The organism is Pararhizobium antarcticum, assembly GCF_001885585.1.
In the GTDB taxonomy this organism is placed as follows: domain Bacteria; phylum Pseudomonadota; class Alphaproteobacteria; order Rhizobiales; family Rhizobiaceae; genus Pararhizobium; species Pararhizobium antarcticum.
Window position 1 is genome coordinate 15,427 of the sequence record NZ_LSRP01000092.1, and the last position, 17,163, is coordinate 32,589.

General features: G+C 62.9%; 14 protein-coding genes and 1 riboswitch. Of the genes, 6 read left to right on the forward strand and 8 right to left on the reverse strand.

Annotation, left to right across the window (positions count from 1 at the left end):
* The 3 genes from AX760_RS14670 to bcoG all read right to left on the reverse strand — a co-directional run bounded on the left by AX760_RS14670 (nucleotide 1) and on the right by bcoG (nucleotide 3,937).
* Complete coding sequence (locus tag AX760_RS14670; protein ID WP_071833672.1) at nucleotides 1-1,161, reverse strand: acyl-CoA dehydrogenase family protein; 1,161 nt, start codon at nucleotides 1,159-1,161, stop codon at nucleotides 1-3.
* 172 nt (nucleotides 1,162-1,333) lie between these two features.
* Nucleotides 1,334-2,824, reverse strand: coding sequence for a carnitine 3-dehydrogenase (locus AX760_RS14675; RefSeq protein WP_071833673.1), 1,491 nt, complete (start codon nucleotides 2,822-2,824; stop codon nucleotides 1,334-1,336).
* 210 nt (nucleotides 2,825-3,034) lie between these two features.
* Nucleotides 3,035-3,937, reverse strand: coding sequence for a 3-dehydrocarnitine:acetyl-CoA trimethylamine transferase BcoG (gene bcoG / locus AX760_RS14680; RefSeq protein ID WP_071833674.1), 903 nt, complete (start codon nucleotides 3,935-3,937; stop codon nucleotides 3,035-3,037).
* A 110-nt stretch (nucleotides 3,938-4,047) separates the two neighbouring features.
* Between bcoG and AX760_RS14685 the strand changes: the two genes are divergently transcribed.
* Entirely contained in the window at nucleotides 4,048-5,019 is a 972-nt protein-coding gene (locus AX760_RS14685) for a GlxA family transcriptional regulator (protein WP_071833675.1), read from the forward strand.
* An 83-nt stretch (nucleotides 5,020-5,102) separates the two neighbouring features.
* On the opposite strand, the gene AX760_RS14690 is transcribed toward AX760_RS14685, so the two are convergent.
* On the reverse strand, nucleotides 5,103-6,362 hold the full coding sequence (locus tag AX760_RS14690; RefSeq protein ID WP_071833676.1) for a LysR family transcriptional regulator: 1,260 nt from the start codon (nucleotides 6,360-6,362) through the stop codon (nucleotides 5,103-5,105).
* Nucleotides 6,363-6,438: 76 nt separating this feature from the next.
* Here AX760_RS14690 and AX760_RS14695 point away from each other — a divergent pair, with 76 nt between their 5' ends.
* Genes AX760_RS14695 through AX760_RS14715 form a run of 5 tightly spaced genes read left to right on the forward strand, consistent with a single transcriptional unit; the run spans nucleotide 6,439 to nucleotide 13,486 of the window.
* A complete protein-coding gene (locus AX760_RS14695) occupies nucleotides 6,439-7,977 on the forward strand; it encodes an aromatic amino acid lyase (RefSeq protein WP_071833677.1) in 1,539 nt (512 codons plus the stop codon).
* A 33-nt stretch (nucleotides 7,978-8,010) separates the two neighbouring features.
* Nucleotides 8,011-9,393, forward strand: coding sequence for a dihydroorotase (locus AX760_RS14700; protein WP_071833678.1), 1,383 nt, complete (start codon nucleotides 8,011-8,013; stop codon nucleotides 9,391-9,393).
* Nucleotides 9,390-10,670, forward strand: a complete 1,281-nt coding sequence (locus tag AX760_RS14705; protein ID WP_071833679.1) for a Zn-dependent hydrolase — start codon at nucleotides 9,390-9,392, stop codon at nucleotides 10,668-10,670. Before AX760_RS14700 ends, AX760_RS14705 begins: the two co-directional genes overlap by 4 nt.
* On the forward strand, nucleotides 10,670-11,767 hold the full coding sequence (locus tag AX760_RS14710; protein ID WP_071833680.1) for a thiohydantoin desulfurase: 1,098 nt from the start codon (nucleotides 10,670-10,672) through the stop codon (nucleotides 11,765-11,767). Before AX760_RS14705 ends, AX760_RS14710 begins: the two co-directional genes overlap by 1 nt.
* A 57-nt stretch (nucleotides 11,768-11,824) precedes the next feature.
* Complete coding sequence (locus AX760_RS14715; RefSeq protein WP_071833681.1) at nucleotides 11,825-13,486, forward strand: thiourocanate hydratase; 1,662 nt, start codon at nucleotides 11,825-11,827, stop codon at nucleotides 13,484-13,486.
* 44 nt (nucleotides 13,487-13,530) lie between these two features.
* Here AX760_RS14715 and AX760_RS14720 read toward each other — a convergent pair whose 3' ends face one another.
* From AX760_RS14720 to AX760_RS14735, 4 genes are all read right to left on the reverse strand, one after another.
* Nucleotides 13,531-14,004, reverse strand: a complete 474-nt coding sequence (locus AX760_RS14720; RefSeq protein WP_071833698.1) for a 6,7-dimethyl-8-ribityllumazine synthase — start codon at nucleotides 14,002-14,004, stop codon at nucleotides 13,531-13,533.
* 90 nt (nucleotides 14,005-14,094) lie between these two features.
* A riboswitch (FMN riboswitch) is annotated at nucleotides 14,095-14,245 on the reverse strand.
* 118 nt (nucleotides 14,246-14,363) lie between these two features.
* The gene (locus AX760_RS14725; protein WP_071833682.1) at nucleotides 14,364-15,425 is read right to left on the reverse strand and encodes an ABC transporter ATP-binding protein; all 1,062 of its coding nucleotides are present in this window, start codon (nucleotides 15,423-15,425) and stop codon (nucleotides 14,364-14,366) included.
* Entirely contained in the window at nucleotides 15,425-16,207 is a 783-nt protein-coding gene (locus AX760_RS14730) for an ABC transporter permease (RefSeq protein WP_071833683.1), read from the reverse strand. The genes AX760_RS14725 and AX760_RS14730 overlap by 1 nt, the downstream gene beginning before the upstream one ends.
* Nucleotides 16,204-17,109: an ABC transporter permease gene (locus AX760_RS14735; RefSeq protein WP_175552068.1), complete on the reverse strand. Its 906-nt coding sequence runs from the start codon at nucleotides 17,107-17,109 to the stop codon at nucleotides 16,204-16,206. Before AX760_RS14735 ends, AX760_RS14730 begins: the two co-directional genes overlap by 4 nt.
* Nucleotides 17,110-17,163 lie beyond the last annotated feature (54 nt).

A 17,163-nucleotide genomic window follows, 5' to 3' on the forward strand; every position in this document is an offset into this window, starting at 1 on the left:
TCATGCCCCCAGCGGACGCAGCAGGTCGCGGCTGATGATATGGCGCTGGATTTCCGAGGTGCCGTCCCAGATCCGTTCGACGCGGGCGTCGCGCCAGAAACGGGCGAGCGGCAGGTCGTCCATCAGGCCCATGCCGCCATAGATCTGGATCGCCTCGTCGGTGACGCGGGCGAGCATTTCCGAGGCATAGAGCTTGGCCGAGGCGATCTCGCGATTGGCCGGAAGCTTCTGGTCGAGCCGCCAGGCGGCCGCCAGCGTCAGATAGTCGGCGGCATCGATCTCGGTGATCATGTCGGCGAGCTTGAACGAGACGCCCTGGTTGGCGCCGATCGGCTTGCCGAACTGCTTGCGCTCGGCCGCATAGGGCAGGGCATAGTCGAACACCCGGCGGGCGCGGCCGACGCAAGTGGCGGCAACGGTGATGCGGGTGGCGTAGAGCCAGTCATTGGCGATGTCGAAGCCCTTGTGGACCTCGCCGAGAATGGCCGAGGAGGGCAGCCGGCAATCGTCGAAGGACAGGATGCAGTTCTGGTAGCCGCGATGGGACACCGAGTCGTAACCGTTGCGGATCTCGAAACCCGGTGTGCCGCGATCGACGAGGAAGCAGGTGATCTTCTTCTTCGGGCCGCGCGGGGTTTCCTCTTCGCCGGTGGCGATGAAGACGATGACAAAATCGGCGATGTTGGCATGGCTGATGAAATGTTTTGTGCCGTTGACGATCCAGTCATCGCCATCGGGCTTTGCGAAGCACTTCATGCCGCGCACGTCGGAGCCGGCATCCGGCTCGGTCATCGCCAGCGCATCGAATTTCTCGCCCTTGACCGCCGGGATAAGGTATTTTTCGCGCTGCTCGTCATTGCAGGCCATGAGGATGCCCGAGGGACGGCCGAAGAACACGGTGAGGCCCATCGAACCGCGCCCGAGTTCGCGCTCGACCAGCGTGAATGTCTGGTGATCGAGCCCTGCGCCGCCGACCTCTTCCGGCATGTTGCAGGCGAAGAAACCGAGGTCCTTGCACTTCTGCGCAATTTCCTGGCCGAGTTCCTTCGGCACCACGCCGGTGCGCTCGACCTCGTTTTCATGCGGATAGATTTCGGTCTCGACAAAGCCGCGCACGGTCTCGACGATCATCTGCTGTTCTGCGGTCAGTGCGAAATCCATGATCTGTTCCCTCTTGTATTCTTGTTTCGCGGCATTCGCCTCTTCTCCCCAGCGGGGAGAAGGTGGCCCGGAGGGCCGGATGAGGGGGAGCCAAACCCTGAGAGTTTGTGCCACCACCCCTCATCGCCTCGCTTTGCTCGGCACTTCTCCCCGACGGGGAGAAGAGGGATTTCTACCGCTTCTGCCCGACACTCCGACCGACACCCTCTGGCTTGGCCAACTGCGCATGCGCCCCAGCAATCGCCTCGACCTTCGCAATCACTTCCGGCAGCGCCGGGACGGATTTGCTTGCCTTACTGTCCACATGCAGCAGCATCTGCTCGGCGGTTGCCACCGGTTCGCTGGTGGCGGCGTTGTAGATCGTCGAGAAGATGTGCAGGCGCTTCTCGTCATGGGAGAGGATCTGGCAGGTTGAGTACAGGGCGTCGCCGAGCTTGGCTTCACCGAGGTTCCGGATGTGGGTTTCCACGGTGTAATAGCTGTGGCCGTTGCGGACATAATCGAGATCGACGCCGATCAGGCGCAAAAGGCCGTCTGACGTGTCACCGAAGACCTGCAGATAGCGGTGCTCGGTCATGTGGCCGTTGTAATCGACCCAGGCAGCGTTGACCTTGGTATCAAGGATGCGGATCGGCTGCGCCTCGCCGAGATCGGTCTTCGGTTTTTCGGCCTTGGCCCAGAGGCTTTCCTCGAAATCGGCGAGCAGCTTGCCGGCTCCCCAGCCCTTGCCGCCGTCGCCGCTTTTCAGCGCATGCATGATGCCGACGAGGTTTTCGTCGCGGATGCGCTCCAGATCGCGGATGCCGCGCGCGCCGGACTGGGCGTCGGACTGGCCGGCGATCTTGTCGACCAGTTCGTCGTCGAGATCGACGACATTCATCAGCTTGGTCCAGGGCCAGGACAGGCAGGGGCCGAACTGCGCGAGAAAGTGGCGCATGCCGGCTTCGCCACCGGCAATACGGTAGGTCTCGAACATGCCCATCTGGGCCCAGCGCATGCCGAAGGAATAGCGGATCACGTCGTCAAGGGTTTCGGTGTCGCAGATGTCGTCCTTGATCAGCCAGAGACCCTCGCGCCAGACGGCTTCGAGCAGGCGGTCGCCGACGAAGGCCTCGATCTCCTTGTTGATGATCACCCCTTTCATGCCGATCGGCGCCAGCTTGGCTTTCGCCTCCTGCAGGGTTTCCTTGGAGGTCCTTTCGCCACCGACGAGTTCGGCAAGCGGCAGCAGATAGACGGGGTTGTAGGGGTGGGCGACGAACATGCGCTCGGGATGCTTCATGTCGCGCTGCAGGTCGGTCGGCATGATGCCCGAGGTGGACGAACCGATCAGCGCTTTCGGGTCTGCGGCGGCATCGATCTGGGTGATGACGTTGCGCTTCAGATCGACGCGCTCGGGCACGCTTTCCTGAATCCAGTCAGCGCCTTGCACGGCCTCTTCAACGCTCTTGACGAAGGTGAGCTTGCCCTTGGCAGGCAGTGGCGCCATGGTCAGCATGGCATAGGCGCGCTCGGCATTGGCCAGCACTTCGCCGACGATGCGGGTCGCTTCCGGATGCGGATCAAACATGGCGACATCGATGCCGGCGAGAAGAAAACGTGCCGCCCAGGCCCCGCCGATAACGCCGCCACCGATGCAGGCTGCTTTTTTGATTGTGGTCATTCTCGTGTCCCTTGTTGTCGCGTCGTGCCGCCCCCCTTATCCGGCCCTTCGGGCCTTCTTTCTCCCGGTGGGGGAGAAGAGGGTGCGCGCGGCGTCTTTCCGGTTCAGTCTGGGCCTCGTCGTTTGCTGCACACTCCCTCTTCTCCCCAGCGGGGAAAAGGTGCCCGAAGGGCGGATGAGGGGGCGCGCCGCTCGCTCTGCCCGTTCGGTCTACCGTTTCACCAGCTTCAGCTTCTCACGCACTTCCGCCGGCCCGATGATCCGCGCGCCCATGCCTTCGATGACACCGACGGCCTTTTCGACGAGCTGCGCATTCGTCGCGAGCTGGCCCTTGCCGACATAGAGATTGTCCTCCAGTCCGACGCGGACATTGCCGCCGGCGAGCACTGCCGCGGCCGGATAGGCGAGTGCGTTGCGGCCGATCGAGAATGCGGAGAAGGTCCAGGTCGGCGGGACGTTGTTGACCATCGCCATGAAGGTGTTGAGGTCGTCGGGTGCGCCCCAGGGAATGCCCATGCAGAGCTGGATCAGAACAGGGTCCTCAATCAGGCCTTCCTCGACAAGTTGCTTGGCGAACCAGAGATGGCCTGTGTCGAAGGCCTCGATTTCCGGGCGCACGCCAAGATCGGTCATCATCTTGGCCATGGCGCGCAGCATTGACGGCGTGTTGGTCATGACATAGTCGCCGAGCGAAAAATTCATCGTGCCGCAATCGAGCGTGCAGATTTCCGGCAGGCATTCGGCAACATGCGAAACGCGCTCGGTGGCGCCGGCCATGTCCGTGCCATTGGGGTTAAGCGGCAGCGGGCTTTCGACATTGCCGAAAATCATGTCGCCGCCCATGCCGGCCGTCAGGTTCAGCACGACATCGACATCGGCGGAGCGGATCAGGTCGGTGACTTGCTTGTAGAGGTCGTTGCGGCGGCTGGGTGCACCGGTGTCGGGATCGCGGACGTGACAATGCACGATGGCGGCACCGGCCTTGGCGGCATCGATGGCCGAGGCTGCAATGTCTTTCGGAGAACGCGGCACATGCGGGGATTTTCCGGCGGTGTCGCCGGAACCTGTCACGGCGCAGGTGATGAAAACGTCGCGGTTCATGCTGAGTGGCATGGATCTCTCCCTCTTTTCCTGGGTCACATTACGATCCAAGATTTCGGCCTCTGCTTTTCAATTTCAGAGCTATGTTGTACATTATCGGTACTTTTGACGGAGAGTTCGACATGCTTGCCCCGCGCGAAGACAGCCAGCACCTCGATCTGCTGATCCTGCCGGAGACCAACCTCATTCTTGTCGCCTCCGTCGTCGAGCCGCTCAGGGCCGCCAACCGTATCGCCGGGCGCACACTCTACACCTGGCGCTTCTTCAGCCCGGACGGCAAGCCGATCGAGACCAGAAGCGGAATCCCGATCCCGGTATCCGGCGCCTTCCGGCCGCAGAAGGAGACCGAGCCGCTGTTCGTGCTGTCGAGCTACAACTGGCAGGCCCATACGAGTTCGCACCTGCGCATGCAGCTTTCGCAGACGGCACGGCACCGGACGTTGATGGCGGGCATTGAAGCGGGCTCTTGGATCCTGGCGGAGACCAGCCTGCTCGACAATGTCCGGGCGACCAACCACTGGGAGGATTTCGAGGATTTTGCTGCCGCCTATCCGCAGATCACCATGGTGCGCGAACGCTTCGTCATCGACGGCAAGCGGATCACGACAGGTGGTTCCCTGCCGACGCTCGACCTGATGCTGGAACTGATCCGCCGCCAGCACAGCTATTCGCTGGCGCTCGAAGTGTCGCGGCTGTTCATCTACGAGCAGGAACGAACGCGTGGTGATCTTCTGCAGGTGCCTGTTATCGGCAATATGCGGATCCTGGATGCGCGCGTCGGCGCAGCGGTGAAGCTGATGGAGGAAACGGTCGAGGTGCCGCTGACGCTGGCAAGGCTGGCGCGGCGTGTCGGCGTCGGCGCGCGCCATCTGCAGGATCTTTTCCAGGAAACGATGGGCGTCGCACCGCACCAGCATTATCTGGCGCTCAGGCTCAATGCAGCCCGTCGCAAGGTCATCGAGACGCGCGCCGATTTTGCCGAGATTGCGGCGATCACCGGCTTCAACTCATCGTCAGCCTTTTCCCGCAGCTATCGCGCCCACTACCGCGAAAGCCCGAGCGAAACCCGCAAGCGGTTGAAGTTCACGGTCTGAATCAAAGGCTTCGCGCGTTGAATCAAAAGTCCGAATTTATCGATTCGAAACAGAGGCTTGAAGGCGAGGACGGACAATGAGATTCACGCGTTTTGCGGTGTCGCCTGCCGGTTTTGCTGCCCCATCATCGCAAACATGGCTTCGCCGACCTGGCGAGACAGGGCGTTCTTCTGCCAGACGAGCGAGAGCGACTGCACATAATCCGTGTCGAGCCTGATCATCGCCGGCGGTGTCTGGATGCGGGCGATCGAGCTTTCCGGCAGGACCGAGAGATAACCGTGGTGGATGACCATGTTGATGATGACGGGGATCGAATCGACCTCGACCAGGGTCATCCGATTGCGCTCTGCCTCGCTCAGGGTCTGTTCGAGAAAGCGTGTCGCTTGCTGGCGCAGGCCACTTTTAAGGCTCGGCACAGCCATTGGCCGGGTCAAAAGCAAGCGGCGGATGTCGCCTTTGTTTTCGGCGAAGATTTCGTGGGAACCGGCCAGCGCCAACGCCGCCTGCGAGACCAGCCGGCCCTCGAAGTCGGAGGGGATATCGGCAAGGTCGAGCAGGGCAGCGTCGAAGCGGCGGTTCTTCAGTCCGGCGATCAGTTCGTCGGCAGTCATGCTCGAAACGGACAGCGGTTGGCGCGGCCGCGTCCTGTGCCACTCCGCCGTCAGCGCCGCCAGCATGCGGGCAATCTCGCTTTCCGGGCCAAGCGGCATCACCGAGCCCAGCCGCCATGTGGCGGCGGTGCGGCGGAAGCGATCACCGGAGGCGCGCGACAGCCGGTTCCAGATATCGATCAGTTCCTCGGCGAGCGGAAGGGCGGCAAGACCATCGGCGGTGCAGGTGATGCCGGATGCCGAGCGTGCAAGAAGCACGCAGCCGAGCGCCCGTTCGAGGTCGGCCATCTGCCGCGTCAGTTGCGGCTGGCCAAGGCCGAGCTGTTTGGCCGTGCCGCGAATGCTGCCGTTGCGGGCGCAGGCGACGAAGCGCTGCAGGGTCGCAAGGCCAATCGACGGAATTGCCCCGGGATTTTCCCGACGACCGGCAAGCGCCGTCAGCGCTGTGGCGGCGAGGCTGGCGGCGGCGAGATCCGGAAATCGGCGACGCGCTTCGAGCGTCGGGACCAGGTGCCCGCCTTCGCTGCGCACCAGCGGCACGGAGATCGCTGCCTCCAGACGTTTCAAAGCCGCACTGACGCTGGTCACCGGGCGGCCGATGCGGCGTGCGGCCTTGCGAATGCCGCGCTCGTCCAGAACGGCGTGGACAATCGTCAGTGTCGCTATGTCCATGCTGACCTGCAATGTGTGAAGGATGCGAAAGACAGGCAAAGCCTGTCCTGCTTTCGGCATCGGATGTTCCGTCTTTGGGATATAGCACAATCGATGCGAAAGCGCATAGCATGCCGCTAACGGGGTAAATGACGGCATGCTTGCATCGGCAATGACACTTGTTCTGACGGGGCGACCGCTCGATTTTGCGGCGTTGCAGCGGATTGGCCAGGGGACGGCCGTGCCTGTCGTTGCCGACAGCGCTTTCGATAAGGTCGAGGCGGCCTATCGCGTCATCACCGAGCGAATTGCCATGGGGCTGCCGGTCTATGGTGCCAATACCGGCGTCGGCTCGATGAAGGACCGCCTGTGGACTGCGGGTGATCTCTCGGAGTTCAACAGCGGCCTGGTCAAGGCGCATCATTTCGGTACCGGTCCGTTCTTTTGCGAGGACATCATCCGCAAGGCCATCGCGATCCGGATCAACACGGCGCTTGGCGGCCATACCGGATGCAGCGTGCAACTGGTTCAGGCCTTTCTGGGGCTGCTCGCCCATGGCGTGGTGCCGGCCGTGCACCGGCATGGATCGATCGGGTGCGCCGATATCGGCCTGATGGGGCAGGTCGCTTCGGTTCTCACCGGTGCCGGCGAAGCCTATTTTGACGGACGCCTCATGGCCGCGGAAGAGGCCTTGCGCCTGGCCGGCCTGCAACCCTTCGTCATGCAGCCGCGCGACGCTTTGGCGTCGCTTAGCGTCAATGCGATTGCCTATGCGGCCGCCGCCGACGTGTTGCGGGAGGCGGCGTCTGCCGTGCGGGTGCTGATGGTCACCGGGCTGATGTCGTCGCTGGCGCTCGGCGCGTCTGCCGATCCCTGGCGGGTGGCGGCAACGCTGGGCACGCGGGGCGATGCGCTGGTTGGCTCCTGGCTCTACGGTCAGTCCGGCGTCGTCGACTGGCCGCTGCCAACCGCAATCCACGATCCGCTCAGCCTGCGCATGACGGCGCAGGTGTTCGGGGCCTCTGTCGATACGCTGCTGGTCGCCGCCGAGCGTCTTGTCGATGCGACCTATCTGTCGGATGACAATCCCGTCGTTTTGGGTGGTCAGGTGCACGCGTCCGGCGCCTCGCTGCCGTTGACGACGACGCTTTATATCGAGACGGCGCAGGTCGGTTTTTCGCACGTGGCGCGCAATGTGCTGAACCGTTGCATCCTTTTGTCCAACGGGGTGCGCCGCAACCTGCCGGTCAATCTCGTTGCGACCGGCGAGGTGGCGAGCGGTCTCGGGCCGCTGATGAAGCTGGTGGTCGAACTCTATATGCGGGTCCAGTCGATGGCGGTGCCGCTTTCGGCGCAATCGATCGTCGTTGCCGGCGGCCTGGAAGAAGAGGCGACCTTCCTGCCTTTGATTGTCGAGCGCATGGAAACGCAGGTTCGCGATCTGCGCCAGATGGCGGCGATCGAGGCGCTTTTGTCGGCGCAGGCGATCGATCTTCTCGGCGATGTGCCCGATGGCGTCACGCGGCTTGCCTATGATCGTGTCCGTGCCCTCAGCCCGGTCTATCTGAAGGATCGGCCGCTTTCGAACGAGATCGAGGCGCTGCACCGGGCATTCGCATCCGGTGATCTTCTCAAAGCCTTTGTTGCGGCGGCCCCCATGCCCGAATTTGATGATTTCTTTGCGCTCTCCGTCTGATCGTTCACAGGTCTGAAACCGAAGGGAACTGCGATGTCTGATTTCGATCTGGTCCTGAAAGGTACCCTCGTCCTGGCGGACCGTATCGTCGAGGCCGGGCATGTCGCCGTGCGCGACGGCAAGGTCGTGCAGGTCGGGCAGGGGGCAATGCCGGCGGCGCGCGAACGGCATGATCTTGGCCGCGCCTTGATCCTGCCCGGCGCGATCGATGCGCAGGTGCATTCGCTCTCGCAGAGGGATCAGGAGGATTTCCGTTGGTCGACCCGTTCGGCGGCGGCCGGCGGCGTCACCACGGTTGTCGACATGCCCTATGACGAGGGCAATCTGGTCTGTTCGGCCGATGCACTTGCCCGCAAGGTCGTCCATGCGGGGGAGCAGGCGCGCGTCGATTTTGCGCTCTACGGCACGATCGACCCGGAGGAGGGGCCGGTGCGCATCGCGGAAATGGTCGAGGGCGGCGTGGCGGCCTTCAAGTTTTCCACCTTCGGCACCGACCCCAAACGGTTTCCCCGCATCCCGGCAGGATTGCTCGAGCAATGTTTCGCCGCCATCGCGCCAACGGGGCTGACGGCCGGCGTGCACAATGAGGATGACGAGGCGGTGCGCGCCGCGATCGACAGGGTCAAGGCATCCGGCATCACCGACTATCGGGCGCACGGCCTGTCGCGGCCGCCGCTGAGCGAACTTCTGGCGACCAACCAGATCTACGAGACGGGGGCAGCAACGGGCTGCCCGGCGCATGTCGTGCACTGCTCGCTTGGTCGCGGCTACGAGATCGCCGCGGCCTACCGCGCCCAGGGGTTTCGCGCGACGATCGAATGCTGCATTCATTATCTGGTTCTGGACGAGGAAAACGACGTTGCGCGGCTTGGCGGCAAGGCCAAGATCAACCCGCCGATCCGCGCCCGCGCCGAGGTCGAAAAGCTCTGGCGGCATGTGGCGGAGGGACGGGTGACCATGGTCTCCACCGATCATGTGTCCTGGTCGGAAGATCGCAAGACCAATCCGGACATGCTGGCCAACGCATCCGGCGTGCCGGGGCTCGAAGTCATGGTCCCCTTGTTCGTCAAGGGTGCGCTGGAGCGGGGCATTCCGCTCACCCGCGCGGCCGAACTGCTGAGCCTCAACCCCGCCCGGCATTTCCGGCTGGAGCATGTCAAGGGCGCGCTCGAAGCCGGCAAGGATGCCGACATCACGGTCCTGACACCGGAACCCTACACCTATGACGCCGCCGCAAGCGGCCACAACGTCGTCGGCTGGTCGCCCTATAACGGCATTCGCCTGCCCTGGCGGGTCAAGGCCACCTATCTGCGCGGGCGGCTCGCCTTTGACGGCACCGACGTTCTGTCGGAGCCGGGGACAGGCACATTTGTCCGGCCTTTGCCCACCTTGCCGCTCATGGGCAATCGCGCATGAGAATGCGCGACACCAATCTCCCTGTCGATTCGAAACGGATTTCCGAGACGATCAAGGGACTGGCGCGGATCACCGAGCCGGATCGGCCCTATACGCGCCGTGCTTTCACGCCGCTGTTTCTGGAGGGGCGTGCCTTTCTCGAACGCCAGTTCAAGGCGGCTGGCCTCGAAACCCGCATCGATGCGGCCGGCAACCTGATTGGCCGCCGCAAGGGGCGTCGGTCCGGGCTTGGCACGATCATGCTCGGCTCGCATTCCGACACGGTGCCGGAGGGTGGTCGGTTCGATGGGATCGTCGGCGTGGCCTGCGCGCTCGAAGTGGCGCAGGCGCTGGCGGATGCGGATATCCGGCTTGATCATGATCTGGAGGTGGTCGATTTCCTTGCGGAGGAGGTCTCGCTCTTCGGGGTGTCCTGCATCGGCAGCCGTGGCATGGCCGGGTTATTGCCGGATGGCTGGCTGAGCCGGACGCATGATGACGTCACGCTGCGCCAGGCGATCGTCGAGGTCGGCGGCGATCCATCGCGGCTGGCGAGCCAGAAGCGCTCCGATATCAAGGCCTTCCTCGAACTGCACATCGAGCAGGGACCGGTGCTCGAAACCGAGACATGCGATATCGGCGTTGTCACGGCGATTGCCGGCATCACCCGCATCGAGATTGTCATTGACGGTCAGGCCGATCATGCAGGCACAACACCGATGGGCTGCCGCCGGGATGCGTTGGTTGCCGCCGCGCGGTTGGTGGTGGCGATCGAGAAACTGGCGATCGAGCTTGCCAAGGGCGAGGGGCATTTCACCGCGACTGTGGGCGAGTTTTCGATCGAGCCGAACGCCGCCAATGTCGTGCCGTCGCGGGCAAGGTTGCTCATCGATGCGCGGGCCGAATTGCGGCCCGCCATGGAGCGCTTCCTGCGGGAGGTGACGGACCTTGCGGACTGGATGGCGCAGGCAACCGGCGTCGGTATCGCCACGCCCAAGATCGTCTCCGATAATCACCCGACACCCGGCGATCCGCTGGTCCTGCGTCTGCTTGACAAGGCATGCGATGCGCGTGGTGCCAGCCATCGCCGCATGGCATCCGGGGCCGGCCATGACACGGCGTGGATGGCCCGGATCTCGCGAGCCGCGATGATCTTTGTCGCCTGCCGCGACGGCCGGTCGCATACGCCGGACGAATGGGCCGAGACCGACGACATTACGCTGGGCGCCGCTGTGCTGCTTCATGCGGTGATGGACCTCGATGGCGAACTTCAGAAACCGATTCAGGAGACAGTCTAATGGGCCGGATTTTAAAGGAAAAAGACGTCGAGGCTGCGGTCAGGGGCGGGTCCGTCTATGCCGCTGGCGGTGGTGGCTGGGCCGATCACGGCCGCATGCTCGGTTACGCCGCCGTCTCGATCGGCAAGCCTGAGCTGGTCTCGATCGACGAGCTTTCCGACGACGACTGGGTGGCGACCGCAGCCGCAATCGGCGCGCCTGCCTCGACGACAGCATGGGAAATGCGCGGCGTCGATTACGTCAAGGCGGTCGAACTCCTACAAGACGCGCTGGGCGAAAAGCTGTCGGCGCTGATGGTCGGGCAGAACGGCAAGTCCTCGACGCTGAATGGCTGGCTGCCATCGGCCATTCTCGGCACCAAGGTGCTGGATGCCGTCGGCGACATGCGGGCGCATCCGACAGGCGACATGGGCTCGATCGGCATGGCCGGCTCGCCCGAACCGATGATCCAGACTGCTGTTGGCGGCAATCGCGACGCGAACCGCTACATCGAACTCGTGGTGCGCGGTGCGACCGCCAAGGTCTCGCCGATCCTGCGCACCGCCTCCGACATGTCCGGCGGCTTCATCGCCTCCTGCCGCAATCCGCTGCGGGCCTCCTATGTGCGAAACAACGCGGCACTCGGCGGCATCTCGCTCGCCCTGACTCTGGGTGAGGCGATCATCGCTGCGGAAGGCAGGGGCGGCAGCGCCATTATCGAGACGATCGCGAAGACCACCAGGGGCACGATCCTGGCCGAAGGCGTGATCACGGACAAATCCGTCGTCTACACCAGGGAAGCCTTCGATATCGGCACGGTTTCCCTCGGCAAGGGCGATGACTCCACGGTACTCCACATCATGAACGAATACATGGCTGTCGAGGATGCCGGCGGCACGCGGCTTGCGACCTTCCCGGACGTCATCACCACATTGTCGCCGGAGGGTGAGCCGCTCAGCGTCGGGCAATTGCAGGTCGGCATGACGATTTTCGTGCTGCATGTGCCGAAGACGGTCATTCCGCTGGCGTCCAGCGTTCTCGATCCGAGCGTCTATCCATCGGTGGAGAAGGCGATGGGGATCGAGCTGGCGCGGTATGCACTTTCACCCTCGCCCTGAGGGTCGGGGATACAACTGCAACGCCGCCTGCAAACGTCGCTCTCATGGGATCTCATTATGCCAAAACCCAATTCCCGCCACCCAAATTTTCCCATTCCCGGCGGCCCGGATCTGCGTGCCAAGGGCTGGCGGCAGGAGGCGTTGCTTCGGTTGCTGGAAAACGTGCTATGCGTCGGCGAGGATCCGGAAAACCTGATTGTCTATGCAGCACTCGGCAAGGCCGCGCGGAACTGGGCATCCCATAAGGCCATCGTCAAGACGCTCATCGAGATGGACGAGGACCAGACGCTGGTGATCCAGTCGGGCAAGCCGGTGGCGCTGCTCAAGACCCATGCGAAGGCGCCGCTTGTCATCATGGCCAATTGCAACATCGTCGGGCAATGGGCAAAGGCCGAGGTGTTCTATGAGCTGGAGCGGCAGGGGCTGATCTGCTGGGGCGGGCTGACGGCCGGTGCCTGGCAATATATCGGCAGCCAGGGCGTCATCCAGGGCACCTATGAAATCTTCATGCGGATCGCCGAAAATCGCTTCGGTGGCGATCTCTCCGGCCGCTTCATCCTGACGGCCGGTCTTGGCGGCATGGGCGGCGCGCAGCCGCTCGCTGGCCGCATGGCGGGGGCGGCGATCCTCTGCATCGACATCGATGCCGAGCGTGCGGAGAAACGAAAAGCCATCGGCTATCTCGAACATGTCGCACCCGATCTCGATGCGGCGCTGGCGATGATCGATCAGGCCGTGAAGGAAAAGCGCGCGACCTCGATCGGGCTTGTCGGTAATGCAGCGGTGATCTACCCGGAAATCGCCAAGCGCGGCATCGTGCCGGACATTGTTACCGATCAGACCTCGGCCCATGATCTTGTCTACGGTTATGTGCCAAAAGGCATGAGCCTGCAGGAAGTCAGGCGCCTTCGCGTCGACGGGCAGGGCCAGTTGATGGCCGCCAGCCGCGCCTCGATCGTCGATCACGTCAAGGCGATGCTCGAATTCCAGGCCAAGGGTGCGGAAGTCTTCGACAATGGCAATCTCATCCGCACCCATGCCCGCGACGGCGGTGTCGCCAATGCCTTCGACATTCCGATCTTCACCGAAGCCTATCTCCGGCCGCTGTTTGCTCGTGCGATCGGGCCGTTCCGCTGGATGGCGCTGTCGGGCGAGGAGAGCGACATTGCCCGCATCGACGATCTTTTGCTGGAAATGTTTCCGGACAACAGGATCGTCACCAACTGGATCCGGCTGGCGCGGGCGCATGTGCCGTTCGAAGGGCTACCGGCCCGCATCGCCTGGCTCGGCCATGGGGAGCGCACTGCGTTGGCCGTTGCCGTCAATGCGCTCGTCGCTTCAGGAGAGCTCAAAGGCCCGATCGCCTTTTCCCGCGATCATCTCGACGCCGGCGCCATGGCGCATCCCAACATCATGACCGAGCGCATGAAGGACGGCTCAGACGCCATCGCCGACTGGCCGCTGCTCGACGCGATGCTGCTTTGCTCATCGATGGCCGATCTGGTCGTCGTGCATTCCGGCGGTGGCGGGTATGCCGGCTACATGACCAGTTGCGGCGTGACTGTGGTTGCCGATGGCACTGCAGATGGCGCGGAACGGCTCAGCCATGCACTGACCAACGACACGGCGCTTGGCGTCATCCGCTATGCGGATGCGGGATATGAAGAGTCGCTGGACGAGATCGCGAAGAAGGGGATCGGGTATGTGGCTGTGGGATGACACGAACATCAGGGCCGCGTGTCTGGCGCGGCCCTGATTTTGCATTACGCGTTCAAAAGCGCCAGTTGCGCCCGTGCGTTGAGGATCTGCGAGCAGGCGTTGGCGGCCTCGATGCCCTTCTGAACGAAATGCTCGCGGAAGAAGCGGATGTGGACCTCGGTTTCCTGGAAATGATGCGGGGTGAGCACGGTCGAGAGAACCGGCACACCGGTGTCGAGTTGCACCCGCATCATTGCATCGAGCACGGTGCCGGCGACGAAGTCGTGGCGATAGATGCCGCCGTCGACGATAAAGGCCGAGCCGATGATCGCCGAGAAGCGCCCGGTCTTTGCCAGCGTCTGGGCGTGAAGCGGGATTTCCAGCGCGCCGGGCACGTCAAAAATCTCGATGTCCGAATTCTGGCCGCCAAGCTTTTGCCAATGGGAAACGAAGGCGTTGACACATTGATCGACGATATCGGCGTGCCAGCGCGCGCGGATGATGGCGATTTTCGGTGTCGGGTGGGAAGCGAATGTCATGTCAGTCTGGCCTTTCAAGGTTGCCATTTTTCAATGATCCCCTTGGGCGAACACGCAGACGCACCATCCCCGGCAGGGGACAGGTGTTCTGCTTGCTCTCTTCCATCCGGACTTTAACCGTCGGCTCCGGAATTTGACCGGATCTGCTGACCTCTCCAGCTTGCGACAGAGAGCGCTCGCGGGCTTCGGGACTTCTCCCGCTACCGCCGGTGGGGAGTTTCACCCCGCCCTGAGAACGTGCGCCGTTGACTATAGAGATGTCAGGGCGCACGTCAAAGGGTGCCGACGACACTGCCAACGAAAAACGCGACAGGTCCATCCTGCCGCGTTCGTCATTCCAGGCATATTTTTCCAAACCGCTATTCGCGGATGATCAGGAGGTCGCTGGCCGTGAAGCGCAGGGTTACGGTCTCTCCGACCGATGGCGGTGTCAGCCCCGGACTGTTGAACATGTCGAAGGAAATCACCGCCGTGCCGACTTTCATGCGCGTACGGATGACGGAGCCGAGGAAATTGCTGGTCATTACCTGCCCGACAAGTGCGGTATCACCGTTGGCTCCCTCGACGATCGAGCCGGCTTCCGGCCGCAGCGCCAGGGAAATCGTATCACCGACCTTCGCGGCCCCAAGCGGTTCTTTCAGCGTGATGGCCTGGTCGCCGATCGAGATGCGATTGGCGGCGGGATCGATAACCTTGGCCTCGATCAGGTTGAGCGTGCCGACGAAGGAGGCGACGAAGCGGGTCGAGGGGCGATTGTAGATGTCGAAAGGCGTGCCGATCTGGTCGGCGCGGCCACCATTCATGACCACGATCCGGTCGGAAATCGACAGCGCCTCTTCCTGGTCATGGGTAACGAAGACGGTGGTGATGCCGAGTTGCTGCTGGATCATGCGGATTTCCTCGCGCAGCGAAACGCGGATCTTGGCATCGAGCGCCGAAAGCGGTTCGTCGAGAAGCAGAACCTGCGGCTTGGGGGCAAGTGCCCGGGCGAGCGCAACGCGCTGCTGCTGGCCGCCTGACAGCTGGAAGGGATAGCGATTGCCGAGATCCGGCAGGCCGATCAGCTTCAGCATTTCGGCGACCCGGTTGTCAGCCTCCGAGCCGGCAATGCCCTTGACCTTGAGGCCGAAGCCGACGTTCTGGGCGACCGTCAGGTTGGGAAACAGGGCATAGGCCTGGAACACCATACCGATATTGCGCTGGTTCGGCCGTTTGGAGACGACATCCTTGCCATCGATGAGGATCGCGCCGGAGGACGATGTCTCGAAGCCCGCGACCATGCGCAGCACGGTTGTCTTGCCGCAGCCGGACGGGCCGAGCAGCGAGATGAACTCACCTTTTTCGATCGCGAGGTTGAAGTCCTTCACAACCCGGTTCTGTCCGAAGACCTTTTCCAGATTCTTGATGTCGAGAAAAGCCATTAGCGTTGTGCTCTCGTGTGTTTGGAGAAACGGGTAACCAGCTGGATCAGGCCCATGCAGGCCCATGTGATGCCAAAGGCGATGACGGCGAGGGCTGCGGGTTCATAGGCCCGGTTGGCGCCGAGAAGCTGCATGTAGGGGCCGAAGGCCGGGCGGTTGAGCAGGGCAGCCATGGTGAACTCGCCGATGACGATCGCGAAGGTCAGGAAGGCGCCGGAGAGGACCGCGACCAGCACGTTGGGCAGGATGATGCGCGACAGGATGGTGATCCAGCCGGCCCCCAGGCTTTGTGCCGCTTCGGTCAGCGTCGTCACATCGATGGTACGCAACCCGGTATCGACTGCCCTGTACATATAGGGCAGGGCGAGCGTCGCATAACCGAACATCAACAGGAGGTTGGTGCCCGTGGTCGTGCCGGTCAGAGGCAGCCAGCTCGAAGTGTTGTAGAGGCGGATATAGCCGAAGACGATGACGATCGCCGGGATGACCAGCGGCAGGAGCGTGACGAACTCGATATAGGGCCGAAGACCCGGCATCTTGAGGCGCACCCAATAGGCCGTGGGCACGATCAGGAAGATGCCGAAGAGGATGGTGAAAAGCGCCATCATCACCGAAAACCCGAAGGTTTCCTGGAATTTCGGATCCGCCAGCACCCGCGCATAGGCGTCGAAGGAATATTCGCCGCGCCGCATTTTCAAGGAAAAATTGGTCATGCCGATCAGCGGCAGGAAGAAGTAGAGCAGCCCGAATGTCAGCGCGCCCCAAGCCCAGATGCGCTTCATTTCAGCCACCTTTCGCTGCGCGCGCGCAGCCAGATATAGAGTGTGTTGGCAATGCCGGTGATGACGATCATGCCGAAGGCGAGGGCATAGCCCAGATGGGGATCGCCCAGAACGTCACCGCGGATCTGCGCAAACAGCAGGATTGGCACGATGTTCAGCGACGAACCTGTCAGCGCGATGGCAGTGGCGACGGCACCAAAGGCATTGGCGAAGAGAAGCGCCAGCGTGCCGAGCAGAGAAGGAAACAGGATCGGGAAGGCGACCATGCGCCAGTATTGCGGTCCGCTGGCGCCGAGGATTTCGGCGGCCTCGCGCCATTCGCGCTTCAGGCCGTCGAGCGCCGGTGTGATGATCAGCACCATCAGAGGGATCTGGAAGAACAGGTAGGTGAGCGTCAGGCCCCAGAAGGACAGAAGGTTGAAGCCGAGCAGCCGCAGGTCAAGCCCAAGCTGGGTCTTCAGGAAGACGGTTAGGATGCCGACCGGGCCGAGCGTCGCGAGGAACGCGAAGGCCAGTGGCACGCCGGCGAAGTTGGAGGCGACGCCCGAAAATGTCAGGAGCGGCCCGCGGATCCATTGCGGCAAGCCGCCGAGAACGACCGCTGCAGAGACACCAAATCCGATGATGCAGCCGAGGATGGCCGAGGCGAGGCTGATCTTGATGGAAATCCAGTAGGCCGCCATGATCGAGGGCGTGAACAGGCCGCGGATATTGTCGAGCGTCAGGCTGCCGTCCGGTGTCTGGAAGGCGCCGACCACGATCTTCATCGTCGGCATGATCAGAAAAAGCGTAACGAAAATGGCAAATGGCAGGACGCCCAGCCAATTCAGCGGGAGGGTGCGCCGCGTGCGAACCGGCATGGTTACCGTCGCTGCCGGGACACTGGTTTTGTCGGATTGCATCCTGTGGGTTCTCCGGCCGGACTACGGCGTGACCTGTTCAAGCGAAACCCGTCC

Coding starts and splice junctions, on each gene's coding strand:
- AX760_RS14720 (WP_071833698.1), bottom strand. CDS start 14,004: ATGACATTCGCTTCCCACCCGACACCGAAAATCGCCATCATCCGCGCG.
- bcoG (WP_071833674.1), bottom strand. CDS start 3,937: ATGCCACTCAGCATGAACCGCGACGTTTTCATCACCTGCGCCGTGACA.
- AX760_RS14715 (WP_071833681.1), top strand. CDS start 11,825: ATGCCAAAACCCAATTCCCGCCACCCAAATTTTCCCATTCCCGGCGGC.
- AX760_RS14695 (WP_071833677.1), top strand. CDS start 6,439: ATGCTTGCATCGGCAATGACACTTGTTCTGACGGGGCGACCGCTCGAT.
- AX760_RS14670 (WP_071833672.1), bottom strand. CDS start 1,161: ATGGATTTCGCACTGACCGCAGAACAGCAGATGATCGTCGAGACCGTG.
- AX760_RS14735 (WP_175552068.1), bottom strand. CDS start 17,109: ATGCAATCCGACAAAACCAGTGTCCCGGCAGCGACGGTAACCATGCCG.
- AX760_RS14675 (WP_071833673.1), bottom strand. CDS start 2,824: ATGACCACAATCAAAAAAGCAGCCTGCATCGGTGGCGGCGTTATCGGC.
- AX760_RS14730 (WP_071833683.1), bottom strand. CDS start 16,207: ATGAAGCGCATCTGGGCTTGGGGCGCGCTGACATTCGGGCTGCTCTAC.
- AX760_RS14690 (WP_071833676.1), bottom strand. CDS start 6,362: ATGCCGAAAGCAGGACAGGCTTTGCCTGTCTTTCGCATCCTTCACACA.
- AX760_RS14725 (WP_071833682.1), bottom strand. CDS start 15,425: ATGGCTTTTCTCGACATCAAGAATCTGGAAAAGGTCTTCGGACAGAAC.
- AX760_RS14705 (WP_071833679.1), top strand. CDS start 9,390: ATGAGAATGCGCGACACCAATCTCCCTGTCGATTCGAAACGGATTTCC.
- AX760_RS14700 (WP_071833678.1), top strand. CDS start 8,011: ATGTCTGATTTCGATCTGGTCCTGAAAGGTACCCTCGTCCTGGCGGAC.
- AX760_RS14710 (WP_071833680.1), top strand. CDS start 10,670: ATGGGCCGGATTTTAAAGGAAAAAGACGTCGAGGCTGCGGTCAGGGGC.
- AX760_RS14685 (WP_071833675.1), top strand. CDS start 4,048: ATGCTTGCCCCGCGCGAAGACAGCCAGCACCTCGATCTGCTGATCCTG.